We start from the raw sequence: 11,961 nt of genomic DNA, 5'->3' as shown, positions 1-11,961 counted from the left end.
GCCCTTACTTCTTACGAACCAACAGCCTCAACGAGGCATGCTGTGGCTGCTTATCCGGTTCTGCATTGCCGCCTTTGCGCCGTCTCCCCCGGATGTTGTTGTAGGGCCGCCATTGCCACGGAAGCGGGTGTAGAGGCTGTTGCTGCCCTGGAAGCCGATGCTTGCGCCCTTGATGCCGGCCCGCGACACGTTCATAGGCGCCGTCAAGCCGGTGTATCGACCGACCGTTCTCGCGACGCTGCCAATACCGGCCGCCACTCCGCCAACTATCCCTTGTGCGAGGATCTGGATGTTGATCAGTACAAACGTGCCGGCACCGCACAGCAGCAGAAATGCCGAAATATCGCTGAGCTGGAGCCGTCTTTGGTTCGCCGCGTTCGATACCTTCGTCAACTCAGGGTCCATGGCCGCGATCAAGAAAGCGGCCACGACATAAACGAAGAGCGGAATCAGCGCGTAGAGCAGAACTTGTTGAAACCATGAGACGCCCAGGTTCCGCGTTTGTTCAAAGAGCATGCAAGCGATGAAGATCGGCGCGGTTCCAATGAGCACCCACATCATCACCTTGGCGAGCAGCAAAATTGCGAGGGCAACGGCAATGAAGACGGCGACGCACAACATGATCAGGAAGCCGACCATTGACGGGAGAACCGAGAAATACCCTGACTGTTCGGCGAATGCCGAAGCCGCTTCATTCGCTGTTTTCCAGATCATCGACAGGCCATTCGTCGGCTCGGTGATACCTGTCCCGGTCGCCGTGAGGATGGCCCGCCCGACGTCTTCAGGGGTATTGTTGACCCAGGAGTAAAAGAACGTGTTGAAATGGCTCCACTGGCTCACCACAGTCAGGATCAGCAGCATGCGAACGACGCGACCGATAATTTCGCTGACACTGACGCGAGCAGTTCCAATACAGAGCTGCAGGCCGTAATAGCCGACATAGGCCAGGAACATGACATTGAGCAGTGGAACGATCTCGCCGCCGACAATTTCGTAGGCTCGTTCAGAAAAATTCGCCCCTGTCTGCTCTATCCTGTCCAGCAGTTCGCCCAAGAAATCCTGCATTGCCGCCCAGCGTCCCTATTCCACTTCCATCGCCTCGATCGCCGCGAAGGCCGCAGATGCGTCGCCATTGACATGCATCATCGGTCCGCACTCGAGACGGGGATCCGGCGCATAAGACGTCAGGTTTGCCGGCCGCTTGCAGGGCGCGGTCTTCTCCTTGACCGTGCCGCAGCCGGAAAGAGCGGCCACGACCACGAAAAGCGTCATCACTGTCGCTGTTTTTGTCGGCTTAGTTCCCACTGTAGCTGAGCGCCTTTTTTGAGTTGGAGATATCGGTCAGACGCCGCTGATTGTCCGCCTGGAGAGACGAAACCGCGCCGTTCATCACACCGATCAATTCGTTGACGGTCAGGCCCGCTTGCACCTGAAGCTGCGTGTTTTGGTCGATCGAGCCCTTGATGTCCTGCGCCTGGCCGATCTGCTGGCCTGCCTGCTCAAAAGCACTTTTCCGCGTCTGGGCCGCCTGTTGCGACCCATTCACCAGTGCCGCGACACCAAGTACGGTGTTCAGCAGCTCCTCGTAGGACTTATCGCCAGAAAACGTGCTGTTCGCCTGGCCTGACAGACTTTTGACCAGTTGCAGACCATTGATGAACGTCGTGGCAACTTTGGCGATGTCCCCGCCCATGCCGCCGAAATTCGGCACACCGCCTTGGAGCAGGCTATCGAATGACGGCATCGACGAGACTGAAAAGCCATTGCCGACGGCCAGGTCCTGCATCTGGTTGGCATCACTGCCGCGATCGCCTGTCACAGACTTCAAGGTCTGCTCGACGGTCGTGAGGATTTCCTTGTTCGTGCCGAGGATCTTGTCTGTGGTCGCGGCTGTCTGTTTCGCTACATCAAAGTTTGCTCCGTCAATCACAGGAACTTGTGCGGATGCGGCCGATGCAAGGACTATCGCCGACGCAGAAATGATAAAGCGCTTCATTGTATCCTCCCTCATTGTGGCTTCAACATCAGATTTATGTTGGCCGCCCGTTCGCGTTTCTGAACGCATGCTTTCTCCGTCGGGCTCCATTCGAGGCCTTCGCGCGGATCGCAGAGGCCGGTTGTCTCGCGCGGTTTTTTGTCCTCGTCCTTAAAATCTGAGGACTGCGAAGTGCCCGAGAGATTGCTTGCCGTGCCGGCGTTGCGAGAGTTGATCAGGTCGCCCATTGCCGTTCCCATGCGGATGACCTGATTCATCATTTCGAGATTGGCATTGCGGGCGCCGGAATTGTGATCCCAACTGTCCTGGATCGTGCCACTCTGCATCCCACCCAACTGCTGCAGCCACGAGGCTACATTTCCGACGCTATCGGTCGCCGCTTGCGACGTCGCCATGGCGTTGATCGTTGAGTCCCGCATGCCGCTATAGGCAGTGTTGCCGCCACCGTAGTTGAGCGGAATGTTTGCCTGATCCGAGCCACCAAAGGCCGGAAGCCAACTTTGCGTGATGTTTTTTACGTAGCCCTGAGTCTCCTTGAACGGCGGAATGCCGCCGTATTTTTGGACGTTGCCGTGACCGGAATTGTAGGCCGCAAGAGCAAGGTTCACGTTGCCGTTGAAGCGCCTCAATTGCTGCCGGTAATATTTGGCACCTCCGCGCAGGTTTTCCTCGATGTTGTGCGGGTTAACGCCGAGATCGGCAGCCGTACCGGGCATGAGCTGTGCCAGGCCGATCGCGCCCACGCCTGACTTTGCACAAGGGTTGAAACGGCTTTCCTGGTACACAAGAGCGAGAAATTCGTTCTCGTTAATGCCTTCCTCTCGGGCGATACGCTTCACGAGACCGGCAATTTCAGGATTGGCGTTGGCAGCTGCTACCGGTTCGTCTCGCCGGCCAGGCCGGTACACCGAGCAAGTGACGCTCTTGTTTATGGAAAAACGATCCTTGTCGACTTTTTCGATTTCGGTCGTCTTTTCGTCCCTCGTCGTACGCTCAGTCAGGTTCGCACCGTCGATAACGGGCACTCCTCCCGCCAATGCCGGCGCCGGTACGGCAAGCGCCGTCAACATCAGCCATAGAGCAGGACTATTCTCCATTCACCCTCTCCCATCCGCAGAATTCAGCCAGCCAGTTTTCAGGCTCATCGCCATATTTTTCCCGCAGCGCAGCACACTCTTCGATCGTCTTCTTGTTGCCGGAGAGCACCTTTACGAGCTCCGGCATTGTCGACAGATCGAGACGTGCAATGACGGAGTCATTGCCGTGCTTGATGAGAAACGTGCGCTTTTCAGGCGGGGTATTCTTGATGAAATTGAATTCTTTGACCGTCAGCCCAAATCGCTTGATGTAGCTGTCTTCGTCCGCCCGGGGATTCGGGAAATGGATGTTGGTCGCTGCCTGTTCGATGATCGTATGGGCTGCTTTGGCCCTGGTGATATCGGCCGCTGATTGCGTACCAAAACCGACGATGCCATTCAGCTTTCGGATCGTTTTCATCTTGTCGACGATGAAGTTGCTGAACGTCTCGTCGGAGAGAAGCTGCCAGCCTTCGTCCATGAAGAACATGACAGGATCGCCGGTCAGCAGTTCGTCGAGGCGATGGTAGATGTACATCAAAGCCGGCGTGCGAAGATCCTCAGTCAAGAGGATGCTCGTCATGTCGAAACCGAAGACGTTTCTTCCGGAGAACGACAAGACATCGTGCGGAGCGTTGAACAGCCAGGCCTTTTCACCGTCAATCCACGGGCGCAGTCGCGAATGAAGGTCATGCGCGTCGGCCCGAGAACGGCCGACGAGCAGGCCCGAAAGATTTGGCAGATTGCGTTCGGCCGCAGGCTCCTGCATCAGGCGGGTGATCGCCCGTTCCAGGGTATCTTCGTCTTCCGGTGAAAATTCCTGCCGATCGCCCGACCGCAGCATGGCCTTGAGTAGGCGCAACAGAAACTCACGGTTCGGTCCGGTGTTCTCAAGCTGCAATGGATTGAAGCCGGTCGGCGTGCCAGGCGACAACACTTCGTAGGAGCCGCCAATCGCACGGATGAAAATCTCGGCGCCCCTATCCTTGTCGAAGAACACAGCCTTGGGGGCCGGCGATACCCGGAAGGCTTGCGCCAGAAGGAATGTCATCGCCACGGTCTTGCCCGAGCCGGTAGGACCGTCGACTGTGAAATGACCGATATCGCGCCGATGGAAATTGAACCAATAGGGCGTTTGTGATGGTGTCTCGAGGATCGTGATCGGCAGGCCCCAATGTGTCCGGTCGGCCTGCCCGGTTGCGAAATTGTGCATCGACGATAGGCCCGAGAAATTTGCACTCGACAGCATGGCCTTGCGGGCGATGTAGCTGTGATTTCCCGGCAGTTGCGCCCAAAAGGCTGCTTCAAGGTTCACGTCCTCTCGCAGCCAGTTGATGTTCATGTCGGTGAGGCACGATCCGAGCTCCGAAACGGAGCGGCTTACGCCTTCAAGATCCCGCGACAGGCACAGCAATGTCAGGTGGTGAAACCCGAACACGGCTTCCTGATTCATGAGGCTGTTGAGCGCAAAGTCGATATCGTGCTCGACCGAGCTTCCAGCTTCATCCGATGCCTGGATTTGCCGCTGCAGGCGGCTAATCCGCTCCTGGGCAATTGGCTTGTCCGCAATCGTGAATGATTGCGTCAGGATGAATTCGTGGTTCACCTGCAGCAGGCCGTCGAGCATCCCTGGACCGGTGAACGGCGGATATTCCTTGACGGACAGCAGCGCGCCAAACCGGTTGTCTTCTTCGATGGCACCCTGCGCCTGCATGGTCCGCTTGCTGAAATGCAGCCGCGACGCTCCGACGTAATTGCGCATGCCCATGCGGGGCAGCCTCATTTTCCGGGGCACACCGCAGGTCAGGATCGTATTGAAAAACTCGCAAGGTTCCGAATAGGGTTCGCCGTCGCGATAGCTGATGCCGAGCGCCCGGGCACCGTATTTCTGAAGCTCACGCGTGATGTTTCCGATCAGCTCCTCGAGCTCCGTCACATCCTCGCGCGTTTGCTGCCCGCGCGCATCGCCGCCTGCAGTCCGATCCAGAAGGCGCTTGGCCGCATCGCTCAAGCCGAGCGGTCCGCGCATACCCGATCGCACGATGGTCAGATAGATCTCGTTTGTGAACATGCGCTTCCGGCGCAACTGCTCCATGTAGCGCCTGTTCAGGAGATCGCAGAACGGATCATCGAAGGTTCCCTCAATCTCCGTTTCGACCTCGCGCCGGATAACCGTCGACCAGACAGAAAAACGGCTTGAACCGAGCGCCCGGATCATCGTGTTCTGGACGACCGAGCGCATATTGAGCTCAGCCTGATCCTCCGTCTGGAAGAACAGGCCATCTAGCTTGATCACGCAAAGAAGGGCGCCATTCTCCAACCCCACGACTGTATTCGAGACGTGCCGCAAGTAAGGAATATGAGTAGCCATTGGCCGCTCTTTGTTAGCGACCTTCCCAAATCCGAGTTCTTCTCTAACGACTTTCAGCATCCGTCACGGCCCATATGAGTTGGCTCCCCAAAATGTCTTATTGGGCGTCCGCGGAGTCTTCCGGGACGCCACCTGCAACACGTCAAGAATCTTGCTGTCCCAAGTGCAGAGCGAAAACAGGAAGAGGTAGCTCACCGGAGCTACCAGGAGCGCCCACAGCGAATTCGTCCCAAGCCAGCCGATGATGGTTATGCCGACGATGATGATGACGGCCATGTACGGCACGCCCCACAGCGTTGGTGACCGGGTTAGTCCGATCACCAACGGGGTCACCAGAGGCTTTTCGTCCTGGTGCTCAGCCATCGGTCAATTGCCGACAGCCGAGATCATCTCATCGACGATATTGGGAGCGCCGAACACCAAACCGATGCCGATGACAACCGCGCCCGCTGTGAACCAAGACAAACGGCCCGCAAATGCCAGAAAGCCCAGTCCGATGACGGCAATGATCGCGAGCAACCGACCAAACGGACCGGTGATGAAGTCAACAATCATCTGTACGGCGGTTTGAAGCGGCCCGAATGCACCACCACCCCCACCGCCAGTGCCTTGTGCAAGCACCAGATCGGCGCCAGCCACCTGCATAACCGCCACGAGCCCGAGTAGCGCCGCCAGCTTGACAGCCCCTGCCCCCGGTCCCCTTACCGCATCAATTTTCATACTTCTCTCCTTCAAAAATGCATCACACCGCCGACGAACTTGCCGGTTTTCTTGACCGCGATGACGCCAACATCTCGATCATCGGCCGCATCGGCGATTGCTTCCGAAGCATCCGCCGGCGACTTGCCCGTGGTTGCCGGCATCGGCAGGCCAAGCTGATAGTTCACAACCTTCGCCACGTAGCCGACGGTCTCTCTGAAAGGCGGAATGCCGCCGTACTCATAAATCCGCCGTTCCCCAGCGTTGTAGGCGGCCGCGACCAGCAGTGGATTTTGAAATTCGTCGAGGAGCACCCGCAGGTACTTCATCCCGCCTTCGATGTTTTCCGCAGGATCGCAGACGTCGCGCACACCGAATTGTGCTGCAGTCGCAGGGATGAGCTGCATCGGCCCGCGCGCGCCCTTCTCCGAGTTTCGGATTCGATCAAAGCCGCTCTCAGCCCAGGCAATGGCCGTCGCAAAGAGTTCATCCACCTTGTGGCGACGCGCTGACTCGACGACCAAAGTCTTGGTTTCAGATGCACTTAATGGAGATGGGCCGCATTGCCGCACGTTGTCCGTGTCCTGTATGCCAGGAGTCATGATGCCATTTTGGCTTATTGCTCCTGTGGCGCTTCTAATCAGATCGCCATCCATCGATCTATCGTGCTTGGCCCTCGGCCTTGAAGAAATGTTACCTATATGATTAGAAGCCATGACGGCTTTTTTAGCCGGTGGCTCTGACAGCACGACGCCATCGGCACCAAGGACGAAGTCGCTTTCAGGGCTGGACCACCGTCTATCGAATATGGCCGTGATCGCGGTTTCGCTAAGAGTGGCAGGGCTTCCCTGATCGCTGATAGAAACGTGCTGTTTTGGCGTTCTTTTAAGGATTTCGTCGCCGTGGGATGCTCCTCCTCCCAAGGTCGAAAGCGCCGCTACACCTATCAGCAGTACGATGCGTGAACCAGCTGCCATCCTAGCCCTTCCTGCTATCGGCCCCACCTCATTTGAGATGTTGAGATCGCGATGAAAACCGATTAGGTTCTAACAGGTATGATACCGATATGGCATACTGATACATGCTTTTGCGCCATACTTAAACCCCCTAGGTGCAGGGAATCCAACATAACCAGGATGGTAAGGGCTAGATAATGAAACGCACGATCGCCGCCGCGCTCGCAAGTTGCATATTGGCAACGTCTGCGTTCGCTGCACCGGAAATCGACAAGGACTACATCAAATCGCTGGCGTCGCCGGGCAAAACAGTCCTGGTCGTCGAATACTATGACGGCAGCGGTAAAGTCGTGGATCGCAAGGGCTTTGCATCTGCCAGTGGATATAAGGCTGTCTCGCCGACCGACATTCAAGTCGACGACAAGACAACACTGCATCTCTACGGCGTCGAGCCGTGCAGCGGCGAGATGGTGAATCGGACCGAAGGATATTCGGGATCATGCAGTGGCTTCGCGCAGCAAGAATTGCAGGTGATGCTGAAGTCCGCAAAGGTTCTCTTCTGCCGCGCCTTCGTCAGCGAACAGAATGCACCGAGCCAGGATGCGACCTGCTACGGCTACTATAACTATCCCGGCAGCCTCGACAGCGTTGACATGCTTGAAGACGAGCTGGTCTCCCTTGGCGCACTTCGAGTGGTGAAAAACCCGGATGGCTCGCCCGCGCGCGCGGATCTCGAAAAAGCACAACGCATCGGCAAACAAGGGTACGGGATGTGGGCCGATCCGAGGGTCAAAGGCCAATGAGAAGGGGCGCGATTTATCTAGCGGCGATTCTCACATCAGGAGAGATCAATGCCGCGCCTGCAGGATACTTCGATCTTCAACCTGGCGTGACGCTCGAATCCGGCGACACATGGGTTGCCGGCGGCAACCGCTATCGTCTTTACGGTGTGCAATCTTGCCTTCGCGGCACCCCTTACACCGACAAGACAGGCCAAAAACGAGATTGCGGCGACGCTTCGCTCGCCGTTTTCGCCGCCTACATCAAAGACACCCGACCGGTTTGTGCGCCTGTCGCCAAGACCGCGGAGACATCCTATGTCGTCTGCTACGCCACAGTCGGCAAGGACAGACTTGACCTTGCGACCATGATGGTCACTAGCGGATATGCCTTCGCTGCCCTCAATGCCGAAGGCCTGCCGTTTCATCCTCCTTACGCCGTTGCCGAACAAAGCGCCCGAGAGCAACGGGCCGGTCTGTGGCAGTTCGAAGACGTGCAGCACCCGGCCATCCTCTTGAGCAGGTCGGCAAACGAACGCGCCAAGAAAGCTGCCAAATGAAAAAGCATATGCTCGCGGCCGCTGTATCCGCCGCCATCGCGCATCCCTCGATCGCAGCCGACATCATTAATGAGCGGCCATTGCCGTCCCGCCTGGAACAACGCGCTCCAACGCCAGTGCAGTCCCTTCCCGTATTTCACGGGCGCGTAGCCGTCATGGACGGCCGAACGCTTTGGTATCCCCAATATGCACAGCGGGTTCGCCTCGCCGACATCGATGCATGCGAGCTGCCGCAATGGGCGCTCAATCCCAAATGGGAGACTCGCGAGAAGATCAAGGCGCCGCCCCCAGTCCCATGCGGTCCGCTCGCCAAGGCATGGCTGAAACGCACTGTCGGCAACAAAAGCGTTGAATGTGCTGTTCTCGGCTACAGCCATGACGGTGTGGCGCTCGGTCGCTGCGCAACGGGCGGCGAGGATCTCGCCCTCGAAATGCTGCGTGTCGGATGGGCGCGGGTCGCCTCGCCCTACCCCGTGAACGGCCAGTACCTGACCGTTCAGAACTACGCGATGGCAGCGCGCTACGGCATGTGGGCGACTTACGTCCTCGATATGAATGAGTGGCGACGCAAGTCGGTCGATAAGACGCTCGACCGGCGTCCGATCGCCGATTTTAACCTACTCGCTGAGCGCGAGAGTGAAATTTCGCCTCCCTTCGTCGATGCTCGTCACAAACCGAAGAGGACAGACCGATAGTTGCCGAACTTCGCCCATATTGCGAACTCGTTCGCAACCGATCCTCTGGCGGGCCTATTGCTCGCCATTCCCTTATCGTTTCCTCTCCTCACGTTTCGGCCAAACTGTGGTGGGTCCACGGGCCGCTCGCCGCACTGCTCCTTGTCGCTTCGATTTTGCTTCAAGATCAACGTCACCTGGGCGTTCGACAGCTTTCTTGTCGGCCTCTTCGCCTTTCCCACTCTCTGCCGCGATATGCCCGCTGCTCTATCGTGTGGGGATCTTCTGGTTCTCTGCCTTCACGCTCATTGCCGCCGTCACCTCCGCCGCCGGCGATCGAGCGTCGAACGCCTCACCCAACGACCAAATATTTGTCGGTCGGGAGCCACCAGCAGCAACAATCGAGAGGATCATCTGACATGAAACAACTGCTTTACGCCGCAACCGGCCTAGCAGCCGTTGCTATCCTGCCTGCTACCGCCGCCAAGGCCCAAGACGCTTCCTGGGGCTGCCAAGTGCTGCTCTGTGCAGCCTCGCAAAATCCCTCCTGGCATGGCGTCTCCTACTGCGTTCAGCCAATGACGAAACTCATTCGAGCCATGGCGAAGCCCGGTTTCTCTTGGCCGGTATGCCACGAAGCGAAGGCCGGAGAACCTGGCCGCCAAGAGTACGCCGACTGCCCGGAAGGCTCGAAGGTCGGCTATAGCGAGCGGGGCAAGGAAGGCAATCGCCGCGTCCCCGATCAGTGCGTCAAGACCGTGAATGTCTGCAAATCGAGGTTTAACAGCCAGGCCGACAAAAATGGCCTCACTATTCCCGTTCGTCGCGCTGGTCGTGACAGCGACAACCGAAGCGGTAGCTGCACTAAAGAAATTTCGTCAATGCGTCCCCGCCGCGCCGATCCCTGGTATTTCGACATCCCGAACGACCAAGGCGTAAAACAACGCCACTGGTTCAATTTGAATCTTTAGTGAGGACTCCAGCGTGAACCAAAACGCACTTCTCGCGATTGCCGCCACCGTTGGCTTGTTAGCCGGCGCTGGCGGCACATGGCTTGCGATGCCCGGCGTCGAAGCACAGGCACTCTCTAAGGCCGAACTCACAGCGGCTATTTCTGCCGATCCTTCTCTGTGCCCTGTTCCGCAAGCCCCGATCGTCGAAACGCCGACGGAGGATGAAGCTCTTGCCGCCTTCCGGAAGGCACAGGAAGCTTCGCCGCTCGTTTGGGACCGCAACAACATGCCCGAGATCTCGCTTACTCTCGGCCAGTGCGACAAGAACAGCAGCGGCCCCGGAGTATCGTGCATGACATCAATCAAGATGTCACCACAGGCTCGGCCCTTGGATCGCGTCGTCGGGTTTGCCAAAGGCGCATCCGGAGAATGGATCGCTACCATCAACTAGCCGGCCTCCGCCGCCGTTATCGAACGGCGAGACCGACGAAAACAGGTGTTGCTGAAAATGGAAGACGAACTGCTCGACTACGCCACAGTCTGTGCAACAGGTCTGATCTGCCTCGTCATTGCCCTGCTTTTCGGCTGGAACTTCATCGCCGCTTTGATTTGGGGATGCTTGACCGGTGCCGTGCAAGCCGGTGCGATCAGGTTGATCCACGGAAGAGCAGATCGACTTTGACCCGCAAGCACCTGTGGCATGAAGAATCCCGCTTTTCAGCGGGCTTGTTCACCCCCATGATGGCCGATCACCTCACCCAAAAGGCGCCGCCATCTCCATAACCGTCGCCATTTCCCGTTCCTCGAGACGCTCCCGCCTCGCGATCAAATATGCCGCGATGTATACCAGCTTCCCGATGGATTCCCGGTGATCGGCGGGCTGATACGCAATCACGTCGCGCCGCGCCGCGGCCTCGTCCAGCGCGATCACGTCGCCAGCCCCGGGCCCCTTCTCAGCCTCTCGCAACGCTTTGGCCGCTCTTTGAGCTGCGACATGTCGTTCGGTTATGTCGGCCAGGGTGCCGAGCCGCGCCTCAGCGTTAATCGCCGTGCGATTCTGCGGAGTGAAATGGTTGTCTCCGGAGAGGTCATTTGAAGATTTTCCTAGGCTCAGCATGGCTTCATTCCTAGTGACGCTAGCTGCCCCGCCGCGACACGACTGATACCCACAGCCGAACGAAAAAATAGGGGTGACAACACCCCTATTTTTCAACCATTGAGGGTGTCACCTTACTACGAAAATAGGCAGCGAGAGTGATGGGAATGTTTCGAGCGTTGGTCGTCGAAGACCAAAACTTGATGAGACTGGCATTGATGGAACAGATTCAGGCGAGCTTCAGCGACTGCGTCGTGCTGGGCGCTGAGACTTTGGAACTCGCGACCCGAGAACTGCAAAACGACGATTTTGACCTGGTCGTGATCGATCCAGGCCTGCCTGGTTTTGACCCAACGGCGCAGGCCGATCGCCTCGCTGTCGTCGATAAAATAATCGAAACTTCCCCCAGCGCGATCCACGTCGTTGTGACAGGCTCAGACACCAGCTCTGAGGCAGACGAATTTCGCCGCGTTGGCGCGGCCGGTTACCTGGGCAAGACTGGCCTGGAGCCCGGCGTATTCGCCGACGTGCTCGAGGACATCTCGACCAATGGCTTTTCAATGCGCCTCTCGCGCGTTGCCATGAAGATCCCCGACTACCGCTATTCCGGACTTACCCCTCGAGAACAGGAGATCATCGACATGATGACGCGGCGCGAGCGCGGAATGAAGCGCACTCAGATTTACGAACTGATGGCAGATCGCCTGGCGATCGATGCCGGCACGGCAGAGAGGTATTATAAACAGGCGCGTGCAAAACTTATGAGACGCGGTCATACGCTGCCAAAGGGCCTGTAGCAGG

Annotated in this window: 16 protein-coding genes; 7 read left to right on the top strand and 9 right to left on the bottom strand. The window is 57.8% G+C overall.

What is annotated here, in order from left to right; translation table 11 throughout:
• Positions 1-27: 27 nt before the first annotated feature.
• From RPG13_RS34375 to RPG13_RS34340, 8 genes are read right to left on the bottom strand one after another with little or no spacing between them, the layout of a single operon-like run.
• On the bottom strand, positions 28-1,065 hold the full coding sequence (locus RPG13_RS34375) for a type IV secretion system protein (RefSeq protein WP_337127236.1): 1,038 nt from the start codon (positions 1,063-1,065) through the stop codon (positions 28-30).
• Between the two features lie 15 nt (positions 1,066-1,080).
• Positions 1,081-1,272 (bottom strand): hypothetical protein, encoded by a 192-nt coding sequence (locus tag RPG13_RS34370; RefSeq protein WP_442921411.1) that lies wholly within the window; start codon positions 1,270-1,272, stop codon positions 1,081-1,083.
• Positions 1,273-1,294: 22 nt separating this feature from the next.
• The gene (locus RPG13_RS34365) at positions 1,295-1,996 is read right to left on the bottom strand and encodes a type IV secretion system protein (RefSeq protein WP_337127234.1); all 702 of its coding nucleotides are present in this window, start codon (positions 1,994-1,996) and stop codon (positions 1,295-1,297) included.
• Between the two features lie 11 nt (positions 1,997-2,007).
• Positions 2,008-3,093: a lytic transglycosylase domain-containing protein gene (locus RPG13_RS34360; protein WP_337127233.1), complete on the bottom strand. Its 1,086-nt coding sequence runs from the start codon at positions 3,091-3,093 to the stop codon at positions 2,008-2,010.
• On the bottom strand, positions 3,083-5,503 hold the full coding sequence (locus RPG13_RS34355) for a VirB4 family type IV secretion/conjugal transfer ATPase (protein ID WP_337127232.1): 2,421 nt from the start codon (positions 5,501-5,503) through the stop codon (positions 3,083-3,085). Before RPG13_RS34355 ends, RPG13_RS34360 begins: the two co-directional genes overlap by 11 nt.
• 3 nt (positions 5,504-5,506) lie before the next feature.
• Positions 5,507-5,806, bottom strand: coding sequence for a type IV secretion system protein VirB3 (locus RPG13_RS34350; protein ID WP_236372195.1), 300 nt, complete (start codon positions 5,804-5,806; stop codon positions 5,507-5,509).
• A gap of 3 nt (positions 5,807-5,809) precedes the next feature.
• A complete protein-coding gene (locus tag RPG13_RS34345) occupies positions 5,810-6,163 on the bottom strand; it encodes a TrbC/VirB2 family protein (RefSeq protein ID WP_337127231.1) in 354 nt (117 codons plus the stop codon).
• Positions 6,164-6,174: 11 nt separating this feature from the next.
• Positions 6,175-7,119, bottom strand: coding sequence for a lytic transglycosylase domain-containing protein (locus RPG13_RS34340; protein ID WP_337127230.1), 945 nt, complete (start codon positions 7,117-7,119; stop codon positions 6,175-6,177).
• 176 nt (positions 7,120-7,295) lie between these two features.
• On the opposite strand from RPG13_RS34340, the gene RPG13_RS34335 reads away from it, so the two are divergent.
• The 6 genes from RPG13_RS34335 (at position 7,296) to RPG13_RS34310 (ending at position 10,746) form a co-directional block, all read left to right on the top strand.
• Entirely contained in the window at positions 7,296-7,901 is a 606-nt protein-coding gene (locus tag RPG13_RS34335; RefSeq protein ID WP_337127229.1) for a hypothetical protein, read from the top strand.
• Positions 7,898-8,437: a thermonuclease family protein gene (locus tag RPG13_RS34330; RefSeq protein WP_337127228.1), complete on the top strand. Its 540-nt coding sequence runs from the start codon at positions 7,898-7,900 to the stop codon at positions 8,435-8,437. The genes RPG13_RS34335 and RPG13_RS34330 overlap by 4 nt, the downstream gene beginning before the upstream one ends.
• Positions 8,434-9,132 (top strand): thermonuclease family protein, encoded by a 699-nt coding sequence (locus RPG13_RS34325; RefSeq protein WP_337127227.1) that lies wholly within the window; start codon positions 8,434-8,436, stop codon positions 9,130-9,132. The genes RPG13_RS34330 and RPG13_RS34325 overlap by 4 nt, the downstream gene beginning before the upstream one ends.
• A gap of 398 nt (positions 9,133-9,530) precedes the next feature.
• The gene (locus RPG13_RS34320; RefSeq protein ID WP_337127226.1) at positions 9,531-10,082 is read left to right on the top strand and encodes a hypothetical protein; all 552 of its coding nucleotides are present in this window, start codon (positions 9,531-9,533) and stop codon (positions 10,080-10,082) included.
• A gap of 13 nt (positions 10,083-10,095) precedes the next feature.
• On the top strand, positions 10,096-10,515 hold the full coding sequence (locus tag RPG13_RS34315; protein ID WP_337127225.1) for a hypothetical protein: 420 nt from the start codon (positions 10,096-10,098) through the stop codon (positions 10,513-10,515).
• A gap of 57 nt (positions 10,516-10,572) precedes the next feature.
• Positions 10,573-10,746: a hypothetical protein gene (locus RPG13_RS34310; protein WP_158302502.1), complete on the top strand. Its 174-nt coding sequence runs from the start codon at positions 10,573-10,575 to the stop codon at positions 10,744-10,746.
• 72 nt (positions 10,747-10,818) lie between these two features.
• Here the strand turns inward: RPG13_RS34310 and RPG13_RS34305 are convergent, their stop codons facing one another.
• Entirely contained in the window at positions 10,819-11,181 is a 363-nt protein-coding gene (locus tag RPG13_RS34305) for a hypothetical protein (RefSeq protein ID WP_337127224.1), read from the bottom strand.
• Positions 11,182-11,339: 158 nt separating this feature from the next.
• On the opposite strand from RPG13_RS34305, the gene RPG13_RS34300 reads away from it, so the two are divergent.
• Positions 11,340-11,957 (top strand): response regulator, encoded by a 618-nt coding sequence (locus RPG13_RS34300; protein WP_337127223.1) that lies wholly within the window; start codon positions 11,340-11,342, stop codon positions 11,955-11,957.
• The last annotated feature ends 4 nt before the right edge of the window (positions 11,958-11,961 follow it).

Origin of the sequence: Mesorhizobium sp. ISC15 (genome assembly GCF_037162615.1) — a bacterium.
Classification (GTDB): domain Bacteria; phylum Pseudomonadota; class Alphaproteobacteria; order Rhizobiales; family Rhizobiaceae; genus Mesorhizobium; species Mesorhizobium mediterraneum.
Note: the sequence above shows the minus strand (reverse complement) of the source record. Positions and strands in the feature narration are given on the sequence as shown.